This is a genomic window from Lewinellaceae bacterium, from assembly GCA_020636135.1.
Lineage (GTDB): Bacteria > Bacteroidota > Bacteroidia > Chitinophagales > Saprospiraceae > JAGQXC01.
Genome location: JACJYK010000003.1, coordinates 1 through 21,992, shown reverse-complemented (window position 1 = coordinate 21,992; position 21,992 = coordinate 1). Strand labels below are relative to the sequence as shown.

The window sequence follows — 21,992 nt, the reverse complement described above, 5'->3', positions numbered from 1 at the left end:
GGATTACCAGATCGAATGCAATGGATAAATGGTTGCCCCGGTCATTTCAACTGGATTGCCGCTAGCCTGAAGTTTTAACCGGCTGAAGGGAGTGCTGGGGAAATAGATCTCCGTCATGACCGTCGAACCATCATCGACAAAAAGTTCGGCAGAAGCAACATCAAAATACAAGTGCAGGTGCAGATGCCGGTTATCACTTATCCGGGGTGCCGTGTGGTTACCTGCTGCGAAGCGATCCGAGAAGCTGTGATCCCCTGCCGCCGTCCGGTCGCTGTAAAATTGATTCGACCGGCTGTCATAACCGATGCGATACGACTCCTTTGCTTCGTTTTCCAGCACAAGACCTATGGAAAAATCGTCGGACTCCGGAAGCTGAAAGTCGAGCTCCAATTCAAAAATAGATGGTATCTCCCCCAGATCAAGAGTGCTGTCGATCCTGGCAGGACTGATAGTCCTTGACTCCTGACGTAATTGTTCCAGAGCCTGAACCGGATGGCTCGCCAGACGGTATCCATGACTTGTTTGGATCAGAGACAATTCACGGGGGAGAGTACAGGCGCTGCGCCAGTCGGTGGTAGGTACGACCGTTGCGTATTCCCAGTTGCTCATCCATCCGATCCACAATCGCCGATCTGGGGCCAGCGGCGCATTGGACCACGTGACGCCGGCATAGTCATCCATGCCATAATCCAGCCAGATGCCCTGACCGCCAGATACCTGATCCTTCAGATTATCATCCATTGTAAACTCCTTTCCATTGAAAGTACCAGTGAAATATTGGGTGCCGGAACCGCCATTTGGCGCCCCAGGATTGATGTTCACGATCAGTATCCATTTGGTCTCACCGGTCGCTGTGTCGGTCAGAGGGAATAGGTCCGGGCATTCCCATACGCCGCCGTGACCTCCGTATTGAGTGCCCCAGTCGCTGAGGTGCCTCCAGGACTTCAGGTCCGGAGATCCCCAGAAGGCCACATGATCTTTTACGGCCAGCACCACGATCCATTGACCCGAACCTCCATCCCAGAAGACTTTTGGGTCGCGGAAGTCGCGCTCCTCGCCAGGGTTTGGGATGACCGGATTTCCGGGATATTTGGTCCAGGTGCGGCCCTTGTCGTTACTGTAAGCGATGCCTTGCGATTCACGATCATTAAGGCCAGCACGGTCCTTCATGGGATCGTGAATGGTATACATGGCAACCATGGGAGGTTGCGTGCCTTCACCAAAGCCGCTGGTATTTTTTAAATCCACCACGGCACTGCCGGAAAAGATGTATCCTGCCGAGTCGGGATAAATAGCAATGGGGAGATTCTCCCAGTGGACCAGGTCGGTGCTCACCGCATGACCCCAGTGCATGGGACCCCATACATTACTATCCGGAAAGTGTTGATAAAACAAGTGGTATTCACCGTCGAAATAAACCAGACCATTGGGGTCGTTCATCCAGTTATGGGGAGGTGAAAAGTGAAATTGTGGGCGATATGGCTCGTGATATAACGAATCGACGGGTACTGCATTCACCGGTAGTTGCTTTTCTGGTGTATTGCATGCAAACAAAATGGCCAAACAGGCGATCAGACTTGAGAACTTTAACCACATATATGATCCGGATTTAGGAATAAAAATACACATAAAGGAGATGGCCGTCTCACATAGAATCATCTACGGTGGATAAATCCAGGCGCATTTCCTGGACCAAAGGCATAAATCCGGCCTTTGTATAAGCTTTCAGTGCTGATCCATTTCCGACATAAACTTCCAGCCTCAATTCATGCAAGCCTTGTAGCCTGGTCCATTGGATCAGTCCGGTGAGGATCGCCTGGTTGATACCCTTTCCCCGGTAGTGCGGTATCACGTACATAAACCCGAGGTATGCAAACTGCCGGTGTTTACGGTTTGGTTTTGCTTCCTTGATTTTGGCATACCCGCAACCCACCAATTGGTTATCGATTTCAGCCACCAGTATCTCAGCCAATGGTGAATGGATCAGATCATGAATGTCATAATAGGTAATCGGGTCCTCCTTCAACGTCGGGTCATAAGGCCTTTCGGCGGTAATTACTCCTTGTTCGAAAGTAAGCAATGTGTCCAGGTCATCCATTTGAGCTGGTCGTATAATCATGTATACAAGATTTTAATTGGGTTCGGAAAATAAGTAATTCCGGGGGTATCCAGGCTAATCGGGTATTTGCCAGTCTGGATTTGCATCAAACACAAGCAGCCAATCGTCCGTATCCGGTGTTACCACTCCGAAATGAGGGTCCTTCCCCACACGACCGATAAACATAAAAACGCCGGTACGGGGATTGTACCAATGCATACGAAAGGTTTTTCCGGATATAGCGCTCAGATTGAAATACATGGTACGCCCGGAAGGGATGTAGACAACGTAATATGAGCCATCTATGGTCTTAGCAGAACAGGCGAAATCCAGCTGGCCAAATGTCCCTCTACCATTAAGAAGGACCTGATCGCTGGTGTCAGGAATAAGATTTTGCCAGGGAAGAGCATCAAACAGTTTAAAACAATTGTTGGCCAACTCCATGCCGGGGGTGTTCATCAGCGGTTTCCAGTTTTTAAACCAATAGCATTGATTGTCTAATGTGCCGGAGGAAAAGGATGTGCCGGCGCATCCACTCAGCAACCCATCGTACATTTTACGACGCATCCATCGCGGATCCTCATTATCGGCATAGTGAGGTACATCATGCTCATAGCTCATATCCAGCTGAAAGATCATTTTTCCTTTTCCGTATTGTTCAAGTTCAGCCCGGTAGTGCGGACCCCGATCTCCCAGTGAGATTTCTTTCCAGACATAGAGTCCATCGAGCTCCATAATAGACCGGTATCTGGGGTTGTCGGTAGACCAGAATGTTCCTGAGGTATTGTCAAAATGACCGGTCCATAGATGTTGATCATCTGCAGACCGGATGCCTGAAATGAGGGCTTGCATATAGGGCTCATCCTGATCTTTTGCATCGTTATCCCCGCCGGCTACCCAGACGATGTTCGATGACTCCCGGTAACGGCGGCCCAGGAATTCACCATAGGTGCGCATTTTATCCGGTGAGTTGTTGGCGCTGCGAACCTCATCCCACCATCCCTGGCTTCCGTCGGTGAAATAGCCGAGGTAACAGGGCACGAGCAACACTAAAAATCCTTTCTCCCGGGTCATGGCCAGAAAGCGATCCACGTGCTGAAAATAAGTTTCATTGGGTGTTGAGAAATCGCATTCAATCTGAAACGGGGATATACCCTGCCAGTAGGGAGGGTTACCGCCCATTTGACTGGTTGCATTGCTGATCACACTAACCAGTACGGTATTAAAACCACGCAGTTTTATGCTGTCCAGAAAGGCAGATTCATCCGCTTCGGAAAGCGCTTGTATTAATCCCCAGGCGGAAAATTCCTTGATTAAAAAAGGTTGCTGACCGGAATCGACCAGGTAACGATGATTGGGACTCAGGCGCAATGGAAACTGGGCTGCCAGTGGAATGCTGATTAACAGTAGAAAAATAATGAGGCAGACCGGAACATTTGCTATTACTGAAGTATAAGTCCCACGCTTTGTCATCTTAATGCAGAACGATTTGCAATTAAGATAAGCCTATCCTCCCATACCCGACTAGGATTTCATTCTGACCAGGATGATGACAGCTGATAACAGGGTGATTGTTCCGGTCCATCCAATAGCTTCAACCATCCCGAACCGGTCTGCTATCGCGCCAGTCAGCAATGCACCCAGGGCATACCCCAGATCTCTCCACAACCGGAAAACACCGATGCTGCCGGCCCGCTGCTGCGGAGTTGTGTTCTGTGTAATGGCAGCCAGAAAAGTGGGGTAAACCAATGCAGTCCCCAGGCCCAGTAAAATGCTCAGGACAATGAATGCATTGAATGAAAAGGCCCAAACCATGGAGATTATAGCCATACCTTGTAAGAGCATGCCGCCGATCAGCATATCTTTCTTATTCCAGACGTCTGCCAGCTTTCCGGTGCCCAGCTGTAATAGTCCCCACACGACTGGATAGATTGCCACAATGCTACCAATTTGGGTCAGCGAGAACCCCTTGTGCTTCAATAGTAAAGGCAATAATCCCCAGATCATACCGTCGTTCAGATTGTTCACCAGGCCGGCCTGGGTAATGGCACCGAGCGTAGGCTGCCGCCAGCTGGTGTCTAAAAAAACATTTCTCAGCGCAGGAATGGTCGTACTTTCATTTTCCAGTTCTACATGAGGCGTGGTATCCCTTACCAGAAGCAAGCTGCCAAGCATGCCGGCAATGACAAAGAATAATCCCAGGTAAAATGGATAGGGACGCAACCCGTATTCGGAAGCGATCCATCCCGTCAAAAAAGCGGTTGCTCCCACCGCCAGATAGCCTGCCGATTCGTTGATGCCCATCGCAAGCCCCCTTTCCTTTGGCCCCACCAGATCGATTTTCATGACGACCGTACTGGACCAGGTGAGTCCCTGGTTAATGCCCAGCAACACATTGGCAGCAATGATACCATTCCAACCGGTGGCGAACATCAGGATTAATGGGACAGGAATGCCCGCCATCCATCCGGCAACCAACAGTTTTTTCCGGCCGAACCGGGATGCCAGAATGCCCGCATAGTAATTGGTGATGGCCTTGCTGATACCAAATACAACGATGAAAGACAGGATAGCGGATTTGGCTGTCAGGTCAAAGTCTTGCTCTGCAATCCCGGGGAGAATAGACCGCTCCAGTCCCACCATACCACCCACCAAAGCATTGATGACGACCAGAATGGTGAATTGTTTCCAGTTTTCCCGAAGACCAAGTTTGACTGCCATACCGGGACAAAGCACGGAAGGATCTACAGGTTTTCCTTTAACATTTGATAAATAAAATCCGGAAGCCCGGACTGAATTCTAAATCGGATAAATTAACCCAATTGAGCACGAATCCGGCTCAGACTGACCTGTGTGATGCCCAGGTAGGAAGCAATGTATTTTAAAGGTATTTTTTGGATGATCCTGGGCGCCTGACTCATCAATACCCGGTAACGCTCTTCGGCAGTACGGAATTGCAAATGCTCCAAACGCTGCAGGGTGTCGCAATAGGATTTCTCAACCAGTTTGTAAAACAGGCGCTCGATATCCCGGTGCAGGTCAAAAAGTCCAAAAAGCGGATCGGCTGCCAGGGCAACAAACGTGGTGGGCTCGATCGCTTGTATGCCCTTATTGCTTGGCTTACCGGTAAAGAGGCTCTCAGCCCGGATAATGATGTCCCGGTCAAATGCAAAATATTCCGTGACATCTTTTTCTTCCTTATAATAGAAGATCCTTGCAGCTCCGTGATGAACAAAATAAATCGTCCGGCAGGTCTTACCGATCGGTTGGAGGATTTCCTGTTTTTCGGCAGGAATAAAAGCCACCAGCTCCATCAGCGCGCGGCGACTGTCTGAAGACAGCGGATGAATCGAGTTCAGATGATGAAGAAATTCGTTTAGTTCTTGGTCGGACACGATATCGGAATTTACACCAATCGGGAAATTATTACCAAATCCTGTAAGGGAACTTTACTTTCCGAATGCTTCTTCCCTTTACAAGGTGCTGATCATCTCCACATCTTCTTCCTCGATGATGGTCCTGTTGGCTTTCCGCAGGATCCTCCGGTTTCCGAAGGTGAAGACCAGCAATGCCAGGGTTGCACATAAGGCCATCACTCCGGCCATGGGCAGGGTGGACTGAAAATGCAGCACGCTGACCAGCGCCGAAGCGGCTGATCCGATGAACATCTGGATGGCGCCCATCAATGCGGAAGCGCTGCCTGCACTGTGGCCAAAAGGAGCCATCGACAAAGCGGAGGCATTAGGGAAAATAAATCCCTGACAGGCCAGAAACAGGAAAATCAGGAAGATGGTCAGGAATAATCCATTCATATCCAAGGCAGCCAAAACGGCCAGGGTGAGACCGATTATGCTCTGCAGGGGAAGGGTGACCTTAAGGATCTGCTCACTCGAATATTTACGCAGGGCAAGATTGTTAAACTGGCTCGCACTGATGATACCGACCGCGATGGTGGCAAATATCCAGCCATACTGTTTTTCACTCACCTGGAATATTTCCATGAAGACATTTGGCGATCCGCTGATGTAGGCATAGAGGCCGGAAGCGGCAATAGCCCCGGTGAAGGCATAAGTGAAAAACTGCGAGTGTTTGAAGATCTCCGCAAAATTTTGAAAAATCGACCGGGCTTTTAACGAATACTGTGGATTTGGTGCTTTACTCTCCGGAAGCATAAAATGCACGGCTGCCAGGATGATCAGATTGATGATGATCAGGGCGCCGAAGACCCAGCGCCAGCCCCAGGCTGCGGTGATGTATCCGCCGAGCGTAGGAGCTATGATCGGTGACACGGCGATGACCAGCATCAGGCTGGAAAATATTTTGGCATTTTCTTCCACTGCAAAAAGGTCTCTGACCATTGCCCGGGCGGCCACCATACCGACACATCCGCCTAACGCTTGCAGCAGCCGCATGACGATCAGGTAGTTTACCGATCCGGCCAATGCACAGCCAACCGACGCTACCAGATAGATCGAAAGCCCCACATACAGTGGTCGTTTCCGGCCATACCGCTCCAGCAAAGGCCCATAAATCAACTGGCCCACCGAGATACCGATGAAAAAGCTGGAGAGCGACAACATCACCTGTGCGATGGAGGTATTCAGACTTTTGGCGATATCGGGGAATGAAGGCAGGTACATATCGATCGAAAAGGGACCGATGGCGGTGAGTAATCCCAGCGTGAGGATCAGATAAAAGCGTTTGGTGGTCTTACGTTCATTCATAGTGCGAGGAAAGATGCAAAGGTAAGATGCTGAGAGGAATTGTGGCCTTCAAATAAAAAGGCAGTATGGAGCAAGCACCGTTTACCCGGATGGAAAGGACACACCGGTGACTTGGGCACAAAAGTTTACCAAGCCATCCTGTACAGGGATATCATCGGCTACCCTGGCGTATCGCTCTTGTTTTTGGTGGTAGAAATAACAGCCACTCACGTGAGCCTGGTTTTCGTCGCTCACTGCCAGCCAGGCTTGGGTCAGATACCCTTGTTCCAGGCTGTCCGGTGCTCCACGACCACCCATCTTGGTGGGTACCCAGCCGGGATCCACAGCATTGGAATAGGTCCCGGTCCATTGACGGGCCACTGCTTTAGCCAGGATTACCAGGTGTAACTTGGTATCCGAATAACTGGTTCGTTGAGCTTGGATCTTTGTCAGGCTCGGATCTCCATGGAGGTGCATGCCAGAACTGAGGTAGATCAGCCTCCCGGGCTGGTTGATGAGGCAGGTCAGCACGTAGGGTGCCAGGGTATTAACGGTAAATAACTGATGACTGGATGCCTGGTAAATGCCTGCATTGTGGATCACGGCATCAAATTGGCCCAGATCATTGACTTCGCTGGCCAGTCGCCGGATTTCTTCCAGGTTTGACAAATCTGCCGTTAGCACCGTTTCCGCATCTGGTACTTTGTGTAATGCGTCCTTTCCCCGCTGGGTATTTCTCGCATGCAATACGACACGATGACCTTGGTGGACCAGATGTTGGGCTGCCAGGTGGCCCAAACCATCCGCGGACCCGGTGATGAAAATGCGTGCCATTCAATTCAAAATACTTATTGAATACTTTCCCACAACCAGCGTAGCCCTTCCGGGAGCAGGCCGCCCGGGTCTTTATCGCTGTGCACCCCGTCGGTCCACACCACTTTCAGTTGGTATCGGGCTCCGGCAACACCTTTGGCATCCGCATTTTGGTTGGCATAGTTCATCGCGGATTCCATTTGTTGGTTGGCCAGATACCAGTTGCCCCATTCATTGCTCAGATCGTGTGTGCCGTCCTGTAGAAAGATACGGATGGGGCGAATGGGCTCTCTCCGGATCAGGGCCGGATAATCCTGCCCTCCCAGCTTGATGGGATTTTCTTCAGGGCGGAATCCGATGGAGACATAGCTGCCGATGCCGCTGAACACTTTACGGAATACATCGGGCCGGTGCCAGGCTACGGTGAAAGCAGCGATGGCTCCACTACTGGTCCCTCCTATGACGCGCTGCTCGGGATCGTTGGTGAGATTATATGATTGACCTACCAGGGGTAACATCTCCTCGACAATGAAGCGGGTATAGCGATCGTCCATGGCATCGTACTCCTGGGCCCGGTTGTCCGGATTGCTGGAACCCAGGTTATCCGGATAGGTTTCAGACCGGTTGCCGGGAGAAATGAAAATACCGATGGTGACCGGCATGGCTCCCTGGTCGATGAGGTTGTCCAGAACTTGTGGGGCACGGATCGACCCGCGTGGATTCGTGGTTCGGTATCCGTCCTGAAAGACCAGTACGGCTGCTGCATGCGATGCATCGTATTGTGCCGGAACATAAATCCAGTATTGGCGGACGGTGCCGGTGATGATCTTACTGTGAAATTCAAAGGGACCATTCAGTGTTCCGCTGGGCACTCCTGGTTGTGCAAAATGATCTGTGGTCAGCGTAATCCCGGTTCGGATGGTGGGTTGAGCCGATAGGGTAATCAGACCGCAGAGTAAAAAATAGGCAAGCAACCCGTATTTCATGACTTCTAATGGTTAATGCTAAATGGTTGAAGTTACAACACCCAAATCAATCGGACCATGAGATCAAAGCGACTTATTTTTCAGAAACTCCTGAAAGACTTCACGGTAGGGTTCTGAGATGGTAATCCTGTGGTTGTTTATGATGACCTGGTTCCGCTCTACCGAATCTATTTTATTCAAAGCAATGATGTAGGACCGGTGGACACGCATAAATTGGGATTTGGGCAATTCTTCTTCAATTTTTTTTAAGGGCATCAGGGTTAAATACGGATTTTTCATGTTGACAACCCATATTTTCACATACTCCTTCAATCCTTCAATAAAAAGGACATCCTCAAATTTTATTTTTATCTGTTTATACTCGGATTTTATGAAAAAGTAATCGTTCTGAGGGTGTACCGCCCGTTCGTCTGCATCCTTCCGAAGAGCAAACCATTTTTGAGCTTTCACGGATGCCTGAAGGAATTCCTCATAATCGAATGGCTTTAATAAATAGTCCAGTGCATCCACCCGGTAACTCTCAACCGCATATTTATCAAAAGCAGTCGTGAATATAACCCTGGTTGCAGGAGGCAGTACTTTTGACAATTGCAATCCGGACAGATCCGGCATTTGGATATCCAAATAGATCAGATCTACGGTATGATTGGATAAATAATCAACCACCTCCAATGCATTGGAGCATTTTTTAAGTAAGGATAAAAACGGGGTTTTCAGCACATAGCTTTCAATCAGGTTTAAAGCCATCGGTTCATCATCCACCACCAGACATGTAATTACATGATCCATTTGAAAAGATATCGGGATAAACAATATAAAGAAAGAATACCAAATAACTTAAGCATCTGGTATTCTTTCATTTCAATGCTGGACGTATAAAACGGTGTTAATCGTTTTTGGGCGAAGGGCATTATTTGTTCCCAGGCTTGTGATCAGCCCGAATGTTTTGCCATTGTTCAAACTGCTTTTCATTAAGGATTTTTCTGACCCTGGTTTCAAATTTTTCTTCCCGGGCCTGGATCTTCTCTGATTGGTCGGGTTCGTAGGCACTATTGGGGTTTTGCTTGTTGTTACCCGGTCCGTTGGGTGGAGGACCCTGGTGATCACCGCCGTTCATGGATGGTGGAGGGCCTGACGGGCGTTCACCATTTTCTCCTTGTGGCGGTCTTCTTCCTTCTCCCCGATTCATGTCTGGTTGCCCGGAGTGGTCTCCGTTGGCCATGGGATGCATCTGTTCAAATTGCTTTTGCCTGTTCGTATAAAGCTTTTGAAGCTTTTTTTCCTGTTTGGCCGAAAGATTTAATTCGGGTTTGATTTTTTCAAATTCTTGCATTGGAGTGGACATACCCGGTCTGTTTTCTCGTTGCGGGATTTGATTTTGCCCATTTGCAATGCCATACCAGGCCATCATTAGGATGGTGACAAATAAGGTGTTCTTCATAATGTTTAATATTTTATTGCCAATGTTATTTTGTAATAATTTTCGTCGTCGATCTCAGTGACAAGCTGGTAGGCATTGGGGTATATCAGATCAAGTCTTTTTTTCAGATTTTCCAGTCCAATGCCGGACCCGCTGATGTCATCAATATTTTTTGGAAAGTTCTTGTTGATGGAAGTAAAATTTACCCAGTTGTTACTGCAATTTATTTTAAATGTAATATCGGAGGGGGTGGTAGCTGAAACACCGTGCTTAAAAGCGTTTTCAACGATAGCGATAAATAAAAGCGGAGCAACCATCACCTGTGGTATTTCCACCGGAAAATCAGTATGTACGGTTATGTTTTGGGTGAAGCGAAGCTTCATTAATTCGATGAATTTGTTGAGAAAATCTATTTCCTTGGACAGGAGTACCTTTTCTTCATTGGTCTCATACAGGAAATAGCGCATTAATTTGCTTAAATTATGGATGGCTTTTTGAGCATTTTGAGGTGACACCTCCACCATTGCATAAATATTATTCAGGGCGTTAAAAAAGAAATGCGGCTGTAATTGATATTTCAGGTGTTTTAATTCGGATTGTAATTTTTCAGTCTCGGCCTGATTGCGGATTGCTTCGGATTTTTTCCATCGATTGGCCAGGCTCAGAGCCACTGCAAAAGCAATGGGGACAATGAGGGAAATGATATCGATATACACAAACAAGCCTTTTGGCGGCCTAGGTCGTGCATCGTTTTGTGGTATCGATTGTTCAGCAAATAAATTGAAGATCAATTCCTGTTTTACGGTGACGAGCACAGCTACCAGAACGAGGTTGATGACGATGAAATAGAGCAGCTTACGGGTAAAGAAAAATTTTTGTACCAGATAAGCATAATTCACATAAAAGACCAGAGCATACATGGCAGTCGGTATCCAGGAGTGCTGGATCAACATGCCCAGCTCCTGGGTTTGACGTGACAAAACATATGGGAATCCCAGGAGGATGACCCAGACTAACAAATGCAGGAGGATGGTATATCTTCTGTTGACGGAGTTATTCATAGCGCAATGCGGTAATGGGATCCAGAGAAGAGGCTTTTCGTGCTGGATACCAGCCAAAGAATACACCGGTAAGCGTACATACGATAAAGGAGACTATAATGGAATAAAGTGTCACGCTGGTCGGCCACCCGGCAAATTGTTTTACAAAGTTCGTTGCTCCCAACCCCAGCAATACACCGATCAGTCCACCGGTGATGCTGATCAGGATTGCTTCAATTAAGAATTGCATCAAGATATCTTTTCCTTTGGCCCCTACGGCCATCCTTAACCCTATTTCGCGGGTTCTTTCTTTGACCGACACGTACATGATGTTCATGATGCCGATACCACCGACTACGAGAGAGATGCTCGCAATGGCTACCAGCAGGATGGTTAGCATCTCACTGGTAGAGCTAAAGGTAGTAAGCATTTCCTGCTGGGAGAATACATTAAAATTGTCATCATCACCTTCTGCCAGATGATGACTCTTGCGCAATATTTCTGTGATTTCATCAACAGCCGCGGACGCTTCTTCCTCACTGACGGCGGAGGCGACGATCGATTGTAGATAATCGACGGCGAGGATGCGTTTTTGAACCGCTGTGTAGGGCGCCATAATGATATCATCCTGATCCTGTCCAAATGTGCTTTCACCTTTTTCTTCCAGGACGCCAATGACTTTAAAAGGAATGGAGTTGTACCGGATGGTCTTACCGATCGGTGAACTTCCATCAGGAAATAAATTTTCGACCACAGTCTGTCCCAGTACCGCCACTTTGGCATTGGATTTAACATCCCTTTCGGTAAACATACTGCCGTCTTTGAGACCCCATACCCGGATATTGAGATAATCCGGGGTTATCCCATAAATGGAGGTAGGCCAGTTATTGGAACCATTGATGGATTGCCCGTTGCCATTGACCATTGGGGTCACATAACTTACCAGCTTCGCATTGTTTTTGATGGCATAATAATCGTCCAGGGTCAGTGACTGCATTTCGGCAGCGCCCTGTCTTACCCCTCCCATCATGCCTGCTCCAGGACGGATGGTCAGCATGTTGGACCCCATTTTGGAGATGTTATTCTTAATACTTTCTTTCGATCCTTCTCCGATAGCCAGCATAGCGATCACGGAGGCTACACCGATGATGATACCCAACATCGTGAGAAATGCCCGCATCCGGTTGAGCCGGATGGCATTAAATGCGATTCGAAAGAGATTGAGGATGTTCATCAGTCGGCATTTGGCAGTTTAGCTAATTCTTCGGCGGCGTTTAAGCGGTTGCTTACAGGCTCATCCCGGATGACTTTTCCGTCTTTCAGTACAATCGTTCGCTTACTGAAGCGGACAATATCCGGCTCGTGGGTGACAAATGCGATGGTCATCCCTTTGTCATTCAGATCCTGGAACAACTGCATGACCTCATAGGAGGTCCGGGTGTCCAGGTTGCCGGTGGCTTCGTCTGCCAGTAAGATCACCGGATGATTTACCAGTGACCGGGCTATGGCAACACGTTGCTGCTGTCCTCCGGAAAGTTGATTGGGGGTGTGATCAAGACGGTCTTCAAGCCCTACCCGGGCAAGCGCTTCTATCGCGCGCTTTTTTCTTTCCTTGGTTGATATTTTGGAGTTATACATCAGTGGTAATTCTGCATTCTCCAATGCCGTCGTTCTGGGTAATAAATTATAGGATTGGAAAATGAAGCCGATTTTTGTGTTGCGGATTTTTGCCAGCTGATTGCGTGAGAGGTTTTTTACCGCAGCTCCATCCAGCTGGTAGATCCCCTCGGATGCCCGGTCCAGACATCCCAATATGTTCAGGAGGGTCGATTTGCCAGAACCGCTTGATCCCATGATGGTCACAAATTCCCCTTCGTTAATGGTTATGTCCACGCCGCGCAGGGCTTTGACGATCTGGTCACCCATCCTGAATTCACGCTTCAGGTCTTCCGTATGTATTACTGGCTTTTTCATTTTGATCTTCTCCCCGGTGGTTTAGGCATAAACGGGCTATCTCCTTCCGTGGTGGGAGATAATGACTCTACCTTTTCTTCCTTCATGCTGTAGACAACCTCATCGCCCAGTTGAAGTCCGCTCAGGACCTGATAATTGATGCCGTCGTTTTCACCTAAGGATACCGGTGTTTGTCTGAGGGCGCCGGAAGATTCCTTAATCCAGACCATTTTACGCTTATTATCCTCTCCTATTGGCGATGTACCGGCTGCGGCCGGCATGGCATTTGACTGGTTATCCGTTGGCGGTGGCATCGGCGGTTGTTCGGTCAATCCAATTTGCTGGTTGTATTGCTGTAATAAGGCTTCGTCCGGCTTAAAATTCAGCGCTTTCGCTTCAATGACCGTTTGGTCTGTCAGCTCTTTGGTGTAGATGATGATGGTTGCTGTCAACCCGGGTTTTAATTTTAATTCCGGATTATTTGCCGCAATGATCACGGTATAGGTGACCACATTGGATGTTACGGTTGCACCCAGTCTTACCTGTGATACCACCCCATCGAATGATTCGTCGGGGTAGGCATCAACGGTAAAGGTGACTCGCTGTCCTTCTTTTACCCCGCCGATGTCCGCCTCATCCACGTCAGCTTCCACCTGCATTTTGGTTAAGTCCCGTGCGATGGTGAACAAGGTGGGGGTACTGTAACTTGCTGCTACAGTTTGTCCTACCTCTACCTCCTTGGTCAATACCACGCCATCGATGGGAGAATAAATATTCCCATAGGATAAATTGGTTTGTGCTTTCGTCAGGTTGGACTTGCGCTGGGTGACCGTCTGTTCCGCATTGCTTAACTGGAAGGCAGCCTGTTCAAAATCTGCCTTGCTCACCACTTCAGCGTCATACATCTTTTTCTGGCGCTCATAATTTTGCTGATAATAATTCAGCTCATTGAGAGCGGCATTGTAACTGGCTTCTGCATCGGTGAGAGCTGCCTGTAAATTGGTTTTGTCCAGTTCGGCTATCAATTGGCCTTTTTTGACCACACTATTGAAATCGACGTATATATTGCTTACTTCACCGGATACCTGCGTGCCGATTTCTACCTGCTCTACCGGTTCGATGGTGCCCGTTGCGGATACTTCATTGGTAATATTTCCTTTCTTCACCTGAACGGTTTCAATCGTGATTTGTGATTGAGAAGTCCTGGTAAAATAACCGTAACCCCAGTATCCCGCCGCGGCCAGGAGCGCAATGATGATGATGGTTGTGATGATTTTTTTCATGGCTTTTATTCGAATCCGAGTTCTTTTCCCTGATAATAGTTTAACAGTTGTTCATAAAGCAATCCGGTGTATTTCACCTGGAGGTATTCTTGCTCCGCATTGATGTAGTTGGTTTCCGTCACCAGCAAATCCGTCGTCGTGGACCCACCGAATTCAAATTTCTTGGTGGCCAGATCATAGGACAGTTTGGCTGCATTCCGCAATGCCTCGGACGAATTTTGTTCGCTCTGATTGGTCACGGCATTCAGCCACGCGGTTTCGATGGATTGGTACAATGTTTTACTGGCCTGTTGTTTTTCCAGATCGGTTTGTTCCAGTTCCACTTTGATCAGACTTTCATTGGTCTTATTGGAGAATTTGCTGAAAATGGGAACACTGACGGATAAACCCACAAAGCTGTTCAAATTCAGGTTTAATTGTTTTGCGAAGCTGTATTCACGTGTCGACGTATAACCCGTACCCAAACCGTAAGAAAGGGATACCGTAGGATAATAAGCCGCCTTGGCTATTTCCAGATCCTTTACCGTACCGGCTTTATAGATATCAAATTTGCGCACATCCGGCAGGTGATTGACGGCTTGGGTGTAAATAGCATATTTATCCGGGATCAGGTAAGTCAGGTGCGCATCCAGTGCAGGTGTCTCTATGTCAAAAGTGGCGGACGGATCCAGCTCCAGGAGCTGTTTAAGCCTCAGCAATTGTTGCTGATACGTACTGGATGCGATAACGATATTGTGCTTGTTGGATGCTTCCTGGGCTTCCAGATCAGCGAGGTCTTTGCGGGCAAGTGCGCCATTATCGAATTGGGTCTGCGCCTGTTGCAGTTGTTTCTGGGAAGACTCCAGCGTGTTTTGGGCAATTTCAATACTCTCCTTGTAATACAGAGCCTGAATGTAGGCTTCAAGGATACTCAGTTTAATGTTGTTTTTGGATTCTTCAATGTTCAGATTATTTTGTTTGAGCAGGATCTCGTACTTCTCGATTTGCAGGTTTGCCCGGTTTCCGCTGTAAAGTGTTACGGATGAATTGATGTTGATGCTGTTAGAGTAGATGCTTGAATTGATGAAGTCACTGGTGATGGGGTCTATGCTCGAACCGTTGGCAAAATTGTTGGAAACATTTGCCGAAGCACTCGGCCACTTGTTGAATTTGGATTGTTGATAATTCAACAGGGTCGTTTTTTTGTCCAGTTTGGCCGCCTGAACATTCAGGTTATTTTCGGTAGCATAATCAATACACTGTTTCAGTGACCAGGATTGGTCCTGGGCCGGCAGGTAATTGATGGTGGTCACCAGGATCGCCAGGATGCAATAATATGTGGTGTTCTTTTTCAAAATTCTGGATCATCTGTTTGCTACAAAGATGTTCCCTGTTTAAGGGAGATGTAAAATGAAATCTACCAATCCCGGGATTCTCTCAACGTTCTGGGCAATCATAGTTACTACTTCGCATGAGCTGTGCGCGGTACAGATGGGCTGAAGAATGTTTTGGGACTCCCAATCCAATGGGAACGGTTAAGCATCCATAATCGATCTTGATTCTGAATGTTCCATGTGAATCCCCAAATCGTCCATTTCACACCCGATCGATCAGCCATAACTTTGCTTTATAATCGAACAAATGACCATCCCTCCCTACTGGATTATCCTGCCACTCTTGTTATTCGGATTCAATCAATTTGAAATAAAAAATGATCAACGCATGAAAGAAAAAAAATTAAGACACATTGGCGTACTGATCTTTGATGGATTCCTTGCCAATGAGATGACTGCTCCATTTGACGTATTCACCAAAAAAGATTCAAGTGGAAGTCAATTATTTGAGGTATCCCTCATAGCAAAGCAAATCGACTCGGTTTCCAGCGAGGAAGGGATCAGGTATTGCCGGATTATTCCATTTCCAATGTTTTGATTGTACCCAGTTCTGTTCAACTGGAAGCTCAGGTTAAAGACCAGGAACTGATCCGGTTTATCCGGGAACAAAATGAACAGACGGAATATACGGCCAGCCATTGTGCCGGCGCTTTTCTCCTGGGAGAATCCGGGGTGGCGGATGGCAGCCGGTTGGTTACCTATTGCGGAGGCAGTGAGTCCCTGCAAAAGGCCTACCCAAAGGTATTGGTCCAGGATGATACCCTGTATTCTGTCGTCCAGGACGGTAAATTTATTTCGTCCAACGGCAATCTGGTGAGTTATCTGGCTTCCCTCGATTTATTGGAAAAAATGGCCGGTAAATTCCAGAGGCAGCGGGTTGAAGAAGAATTATTAATCCATAAATTAATCGAACATGAATATTCAGAATTACATCACTAAAAGTGAACAGACAGCCTGGAATCCATTAGTGGAAAAAGGAGTTCATTATCCGGGACTTTTTGTTAAATCCCTGCGGTTTGATCCGGAAACCAACCGGTCAAAAACCATCTTGTTAAAGTTCTCCGAAGGCGCACGTTATCCTTACCATGTGCATCCCGCCGGAGAGGAGATCTTCGTTCTGGAAGGAAGTTGCGAAGTGGCCGGTGCCCGGCTGGAGGCAGGTGATCATTTGTATACACCCCCTACCGGCAAACACGGTGTCTGTTCTGCGGATGGGTGTGTCTTGTTGCTTTCTATTCCGGAAGAGGTTATTTTGCTTGAGTCATGAGGATGGAAAATAAAATATGCGCGACATGTGGTACCCAGTATCCGGCAGAATCCGGAGAAAGTGTCTGTCTGATCTGTGCCGATGACCGTCAATATGTCCCCTTGGAAGGACAGCAGTGGACCACAGCAGGACAACTTTCGGCGCGGCATACGACGGCTATCCGGGCCATCAAACCCAATTTATACGAGTTCGTCCTGGCGCCTACTTTTGCCATCGGTCAACGGGCGCTATTGGTCTGTTCACCCGGAGGCAATGTGCTCTGGGATTGCATCCCGCTACTGGATCAGGCCACCAGGCATTTTATCCGGAACAAAGGGGGTATCCAGGCGATAGCCATTTCTCATCCGCATTATTACAGCAATATGCACGATTGGGCAGAAGCTTTTTCATGTCCGGTTTATCTGCCCGAATCCGAAAAAAACTTTGTCGTTTATCCGGGCAAATGGATAAAATATTGGGATAGCGATAAGGTTGATTTTTGGGATGGGATTGAATTACACAAAATTGGTGGACATTTTCCGGGCAGCAGCATCTTATATGTGCCTTCGTTATCCGAAAAAGGAGCTATACTTTGCGGTGACACCTTTAATCTGTCCCTGAGTTTAAAACACTTTTCGGTGATGTACAGTTACCCGAATAAAATTCCTCTGCCCATTTCCGAAGTTCAGCGGATAAAAAATAAAATGGCCGGTATGGATTTCGATGAAATTTATGGTTTTTGGAAATATCAAAATGTAACCAATGCCAAAGAGTTATTGATTAAATCACTGGATAGATACATCTAGATCATAAATCATAAATCATAAATCATTTGGTTGACCTATACGACATCAGAGACGTGCGACTCGCTAGCCCTTGTCGGGTGAAAAAATACCTGTTGATTTGGTGCAGTAAGGGAAAGATAGAAATGGTGGTTGATCATAAGGAGCTATCCATTCATAAAAACGAAGTATTAACCATAACCTCCGGCCAATACCATGCCTTTATGGAGGTTGTCGGTGCATCTGGTTATGTATTGGAATTTACCTATGATTTTATGTGTAAATCCGATAGCGACATCGAGTTGATTTTTCAGAACAGTTTATTTTGTCATTTTGATTACAACGAGGTTATCGCAATTCCGGAGGCACACCCCATTGAGGACCACCTGGCCGTAATTTCCGAAGAAATAAAAACGGAGCCATTTCAATACCTGACCTCGGTCCACGCGCGCATCGGACTGGTGTTGGTGGAGATAAACCGGGCTAAGCTTGCGGCGGGAGGTGAAGTATGGAAACCGGATGCATTATTTCTGAAATTTCTTGAATTTATACGTCATCATTTTGAGCAGAATTATTCATTGTCTGAAATTGCCCGGCAGCTTCATACGACCACTGCCCGGCTGAATGAATTGGCCAAATTGCACACCGGAAAGACAGCGCAAAACGTGTTATACGGTTTAATCATTTCGGAAGCGAAGCGGATCATTCAATACGAAAATTTAATGTTGAAGGAAATTGCCTTTAAATTGGGATTTAATGACCCGTTTTATTTTTCGAGATTTTTTAAGACCCATGCCGGGATGTCTCCATCTGCCTACCAGGAATCGGTTAAATCCATGCAATTCTAAAGTTCCCGGATCACCCGCTGCAGGACGACGGCCTGATTGTAAAGTTCATTACGGGCGCTATACAACAGGCATAATCCTTCCTGTTCAGCCAATGCTTTCAGACGCAATAAATCCGGTTGGTAGGATTGCAGTTCTGCTTCGTAACGGGTGCTGAATTCAGTAAAGCGTTCGGGGCGGTGGCCAAACCATTGGCGCAATTCGTTTGAAGGGGCAATGTCTTTCATCCATTCGTCCAATTGTGCATTTTGCCTGGAAACACCCCGGGGCCAGAGGCGGTCTACCAACACGCGGTAGCCGTCATCGGGCTGGCATGGCTCATAAATGCGTTTGATGTGGATGTTACCCGACATGGCAGTTGCGATTACCCGGAAGGGTCCTCACTCTTTCCTGGATGAGAACGGCATCGTATTGAATACGGCCAGTTGAAATTGCCCGCGGTAGTTGTTTTCGTAAAGCTGGGTCATATACCCGGCTTCTACTTTCAGGGTGTTATTGATGGTATAACCCAGGGCCCCATACACTCGATTGCGATCAAATACGGGGGCATTCAGGTTCAGGAAGATCTCGTTGTAAAGGGATAGATACAAGGTTTTGGGTGCCATCCTGGATTGGGAAAGGGGGATATTGAAGCCCATAAAGTACCTGAAACGCATTTTGTAATCTTCAGACACAAAGCGCTCCTCCAGCCGGTAGCGATTTTGGATAGCTACGCGACCAATGGTTTCCTTATTGATGAACTGCTGGAAAATGCGGTGCTCGAGGATTTCTGATTTTTCATTCTGGTGGTAAGGCTGGCTGATGATATAACCGTAACCTAACAGCAAATTGTTGTTGTTTTCAGTCAAATTAAAACCGACCCCCGTTCTCAGTAAAAGCTGCTCCAGATCGCCGCCCCAGTTGTGATTGCGGTACTGGATCTCATTGTGCCAGTAGAGGTTCTTGCCGATCTTGTTGTTGCCAAAATACATGTACCAGGCGCCCGAATCGGTGTCCTGGCCAATGGCAGCGGTGAGGGTGAAGAGTGCACATACAAAGACGAGAAGGTACCTGGTAAAATGAGTCATCAGCTGGTCGGACTTTTGTTGGTTCGGTAATGGAAAGAAAGCGATTTATGGATAAACGCCATACGGATCAAGAAGTTGACAGGAAGTGGGACTTATCAACCGGTGATTAAAGTCCAGGCAAAGAACTATGAATGCGCTGACCAGCTTGAGGCGCTGGGCGGTCTCTTAGTATAAATAGGATGCATCGAATGAGACATCCCCTTTTAATCCGTTTAATGTCACCCTCAATTTTGGGGTATCGCCCTTCTCAATTTGAAATCGGCCGGATTCATCTCTAAAGCCGGATGCCTTTAAGGTGGTTTTCAGTCCGTTAGCAGCAGGATGTATGGCCAACAAACTTGTCAGGGTTACCCCTGAAAACGGTAATCGTGCTGAAGGGTGGTTTTCGTTTTGCCATTGGATAACGGTGGGCGCAATTCCCTGCAGCGGCATCCGGCCATCCTCATGGATAGCAATTCTCCACCGGTAGCTACCCCGGTGTAAGTCAAGTATGTTGCCGAGATGCAAATTTGAATTTTTAATGGTCTCTCCGATGTCGTTCGTTCGAATAACCCAGGTCAGCAATCCCGGAGGGTCGCCTGGTTTCAGGTTATCCAGACCGAACCACCGGGGTCTTTTGGGATCGGGCAGTTCAGGGTCAATGGCGATCACTTCCAGGTAGGCGAAATCCCCGAGCTTCAAAACGGCATTATGGGTTCCCATGGTCAGGTGCTGACCACCTTTCTGCGGACTTACCCCAAGTTTTTCTGCTATGAAGTTGACGCCATCCTCCAGCGCATAGGATGCAAAAATCAGGTGGTCTAAGGATGCCTTGAGTGGTTGTTTCATTTGGTCTGTTTCGGTTTAATGTACTCATGAAGCCTTAGGTCCCCAGGTTCGTACCTCAAGCCGGGATGAATTCGCCTTAGTCAATCGCACTCAGTGCTCCTGGAGGCTTATTCAAATAGTTTTATGTAAGACTCAAAAATAAAGACACGATTCCGGCTTTGGCCGGTGATCTCTTTCAGTATACCGGCATCTACAAAGCTAGCGATGAGATCATTTGCTGCTTTGGGACTGAGTTTACATACTTTTTCTACCGTTTTCACCCGGATCATGGGGTGCTCAAACAGATGATTGATCAATTGAAGGCCCGATGAAATTCTTCTACCCCAATTGATTTTTATCCTTTTCTCCAGATCATTTTTCAAATCTAATAGGTTGGAAAGAGTAGTGGTAGCCTTATCTGATGTTTGGGCAATACCCACCAAAAAATATTTGAGCCATTGCAAAAGATCGTTTTGTTTTCTCACCTTCATTAGGTTATCGTAATAAAGGTCACGATCCTCTTCGAAAAATGCGGATAAGTAGAGTAATGGTTCAGCTAATAGTTGTTGACTCACCAGAAAAAGGATAATAAGCAAACGCCCAATACGTCCATTACCGTCGAGAAAGGGATGAATCGTTTCAAATTGATAATGAGCAATACCAATTCGGATCAAGGCCGGAACCTGAATGTTTTCATTGTGTAGAAAATTCTCCAGATCTCCCATCAAAGCGGAGAGGTGATGATGAGCAGGAGGTATAAATACAGCATCGGCCAGGCTTCTTCCACCAATCCAATTTTGGCTACTTCGAAATTCCCCCGGCGACTTGTGCTCACCTCTGGCACCTTCCAGTAATATTTGGTGCGTATTCCTTAATAACCGGGTAGATAAGGGTAAATGGTCCAATTCTTCTATGGCCCAATTAAGGGCTCGAATGTAATTATTCACCTCTTTCCAATCATCCCGGCGCTCTGGGTCGATCTCCTCCTCCGGAAGTAAAGCCTCGTCAAAATCCGTTTTTGTCCCCTCTATTCGACTAGATACAACAGCCTCCTTGGTTACATGAAGTCGAATGAAGAGGCTGATATTGGGTACACGATGTGCATAGGCATTCAACTCCCCAAGTTTGAAGGACGCTTTTTCCAATAGGACATTCAATTCAGCGCTTTGCCACTCCCATTGTTCGTTGATCCTAGTAGGGACGAAATACTTGTATCCGGATCCCATTTCCCAATGACCGGCATCAAACTGCTCTATCTTATGTGTCATAAGTAAAACAAGAATGCTGATATTTTACTTTTATGTCCAAAAGTAAAATAAAATTAAGATAGTTTTACTTTCCATGCCTTAGTTTTCAGGTAAATCAGGGGTGGATAGATCCACTTTTCTCCGAATACGACTACGCGAATTAGAGATTTGCTGGCTCATTCATTTTCCGATACAAAAAATAACTTTAATTGATAGTCAAGGGTTTATAGTGTTTGGGCAACAAATAGGCAACAAAACCGTGATAATCAAAGGAAAACAAGGGCAAAAACCTTGTTGACAATCAGAATGATTGTGTAAGCGAATATAAA

The 21,992-nt window shown here is 47.2% G+C and carries 22 protein-coding genes and 1 pseudogene; 4 read left to right on the top strand and 19 right to left on the bottom strand.

The window, feature by feature from the left end; translation table 11 throughout:
• Positions 1–3: 3 nt before the first annotated feature.
• The 15 genes from H6570_19290 to H6570_19220 form a co-directional block, all read right to left on the bottom strand.
• The gene (locus H6570_19290; protein ID MCB9321432.1) at positions 4–1,596 is read right to left on the bottom strand and encodes a glycoside hydrolase family 32 protein; all 1,593 of its coding nucleotides are present in this window, start codon (positions 1,594–1,596) and stop codon (positions 4–6) included.
• A 49-nt stretch (positions 1,597–1,645) separates the two neighbouring features.
• Entirely contained in the window at positions 1,646–2,119 is a 474-nt protein-coding gene (locus H6570_19285) for a GNAT family N-acetyltransferase (GenBank protein MCB9321431.1), read from the bottom strand.
• A gap of 54 nt (positions 2,120–2,173) precedes the next feature.
• Complete coding sequence (locus H6570_19280) at positions 2,174–3,571, bottom strand: DUF4038 domain-containing protein (protein ID MCB9321430.1); 1,398 nt, start codon at positions 3,569–3,571, stop codon at positions 2,174–2,176.
• Positions 3,572–3,622: 51 nt separating this feature from the next.
• A complete protein-coding gene (locus H6570_19275; GenBank protein MCB9321429.1) occupies positions 3,623–4,819 on the bottom strand; it encodes an MFS transporter in 1,197 nt (398 codons plus the stop codon).
• A gap of 92 nt (positions 4,820–4,911) precedes the next feature.
• Positions 4,912–5,493 carry a Crp/Fnr family transcriptional regulator gene (locus tag H6570_19270; GenBank protein MCB9321428.1) on the bottom strand — a complete coding sequence of 194 codons (582 nt, stop codon included), beginning with the start codon at positions 5,491–5,493 and terminating at the stop codon, positions 4,912–4,914.
• A 78-nt stretch (positions 5,494–5,571) separates the two neighbouring features.
• Complete coding sequence (locus H6570_19265; GenBank protein ID MCB9321427.1) at positions 5,572–6,822, bottom strand: multidrug effflux MFS transporter; 1,251 nt, start codon at positions 6,820–6,822, stop codon at positions 5,572–5,574.
• An 81-nt stretch (positions 6,823–6,903) separates the two neighbouring features.
• Positions 6,904–7,635: an SDR family NAD(P)-dependent oxidoreductase gene (locus H6570_19260; GenBank protein ID MCB9321426.1), complete on the bottom strand. Its 732-nt coding sequence runs from the start codon at positions 7,633–7,635 to the stop codon at positions 6,904–6,906.
• A 14-nt stretch (positions 7,636–7,649) separates the two neighbouring features.
• The gene (locus tag H6570_19255; protein ID MCB9321425.1) at positions 7,650–8,600 is read right to left on the bottom strand and encodes an esterase family protein; all 951 of its coding nucleotides are present in this window, start codon (positions 8,598–8,600) and stop codon (positions 7,650–7,652) included.
• Between the two features lie 63 nt (positions 8,601–8,663).
• Entirely contained in the window at positions 8,664–9,389 is a 726-nt protein-coding gene (locus H6570_19250) for a response regulator transcription factor (protein ID MCB9321424.1), read from the bottom strand.
• A 121-nt stretch (positions 9,390–9,510) separates the two neighbouring features.
• A complete protein-coding gene (locus tag H6570_19245; protein MCB9321423.1) occupies positions 9,511–10,041 on the bottom strand; it encodes a hypothetical protein in 531 nt (176 codons plus the stop codon).
• A 5-nt stretch (positions 10,042–10,046) separates the two neighbouring features.
• Positions 10,047–11,081: a histidine kinase gene (locus tag H6570_19240; protein ID MCB9321422.1), complete on the bottom strand. Its 1,035-nt coding sequence runs from the start codon at positions 11,079–11,081 to the stop codon at positions 10,047–10,049.
• Positions 11,074–12,294 carry an ABC transporter permease gene (locus H6570_19235; protein MCB9321421.1) on the bottom strand — a complete coding sequence of 407 codons (1,221 nt, stop codon included), beginning with the start codon at positions 12,292–12,294 and terminating at the stop codon, positions 11,074–11,076. Before H6570_19235 ends, H6570_19240 begins: the two co-directional genes overlap by 8 nt.
• Positions 12,294–13,034, bottom strand: coding sequence for an ABC transporter ATP-binding protein (locus H6570_19230; protein MCB9321420.1), 741 nt, complete (start codon positions 13,032–13,034; stop codon positions 12,294–12,296). The genes H6570_19235 and H6570_19230 overlap by 1 nt, the downstream gene beginning before the upstream one ends.
• Positions 13,031–14,296 carry an efflux RND transporter periplasmic adaptor subunit gene (locus tag H6570_19225; GenBank protein ID MCB9321419.1) on the bottom strand — a complete coding sequence of 422 codons (1,266 nt, stop codon included), beginning with the start codon at positions 14,294–14,296 and terminating at the stop codon, positions 13,031–13,033. The genes H6570_19230 and H6570_19225 overlap by 4 nt, the downstream gene beginning before the upstream one ends.
• Before the next feature lie 5 nt (positions 14,297–14,301).
• A complete protein-coding gene (locus H6570_19220; protein ID MCB9321418.1) occupies positions 14,302–15,630 on the bottom strand; it encodes a TolC family protein in 1,329 nt (442 codons plus the stop codon).
• A 286-nt stretch (positions 15,631–15,916) separates the two neighbouring features.
• On the opposite strand from H6570_19220, the pseudogene H6570_19215 reads away from it, so the two are divergent.
• The 4 genes and pseudogenes from H6570_19215 to H6570_19200 all read left to right on the top strand — a co-directional run bounded on the left by H6570_19215 (position 15,917) and on the right by H6570_19200 (position 18,545).
• Positions 15,917–16,608, top strand: a pseudogene (locus tag H6570_19215) (DJ-1/PfpI family protein).
• Complete coding sequence (locus H6570_19210) at positions 16,583–16,936, top strand: cupin domain-containing protein (protein MCB9321417.1); 354 nt, start codon at positions 16,583–16,585, stop codon at positions 16,934–16,936. Before H6570_19215 ends, H6570_19210 begins: the two are co-directional and overlap by 26 nt.
• A 2-nt stretch (positions 16,937–16,938) precedes the next feature.
• A complete protein-coding gene (locus H6570_19205; GenBank protein ID MCB9321416.1) occupies positions 16,939–17,721 on the top strand; it encodes an MBL fold metallo-hydrolase in 783 nt (260 codons plus the stop codon).
• Between the two features lie 122 nt (positions 17,722–17,843).
• A complete protein-coding gene (locus H6570_19200; GenBank protein MCB9321415.1) occupies positions 17,844–18,545 on the top strand; it encodes a helix-turn-helix transcriptional regulator in 702 nt (233 codons plus the stop codon).
• On the opposite strand, the gene H6570_19195 is transcribed toward H6570_19200, so the two are convergent.
• The 4 genes from H6570_19195 to H6570_19180 all read right to left on the bottom strand — a co-directional run bounded on the left by H6570_19195 (position 18,542) and on the right by H6570_19180 (position 21,684).
• On the bottom strand, positions 18,542–18,895 hold the full coding sequence (locus H6570_19195; protein ID MCB9321414.1) for a DUF488 domain-containing protein: 354 nt from the start codon (positions 18,893–18,895) through the stop codon (positions 18,542–18,544). The two genes, H6570_19200 and H6570_19195, sit on opposite strands and share 4 nt — an antisense overlap.
• A gap of 27 nt (positions 18,896–18,922) precedes the next feature.
• A complete protein-coding gene (locus tag H6570_19190) occupies positions 18,923–19,609 on the bottom strand; it encodes a DUF2490 domain-containing protein (protein MCB9321413.1) in 687 nt (228 codons plus the stop codon).
• A gap of 165 nt (positions 19,610–19,774) precedes the next feature.
• Positions 19,775–20,437, bottom strand: coding sequence for a VOC family protein (locus H6570_19185; protein MCB9321412.1), 663 nt, complete (start codon positions 20,435–20,437; stop codon positions 19,775–19,777).
• Positions 20,438–20,544: 107 nt separating this feature from the next.
• Positions 20,545–21,684 (bottom strand): Fic family protein, encoded by a 1,140-nt coding sequence (locus H6570_19180; protein ID MCB9321411.1) that lies wholly within the window; start codon positions 21,682–21,684, stop codon positions 20,545–20,547.
• Between the last annotated feature and the right edge of the window lie 308 nt (positions 21,685–21,992).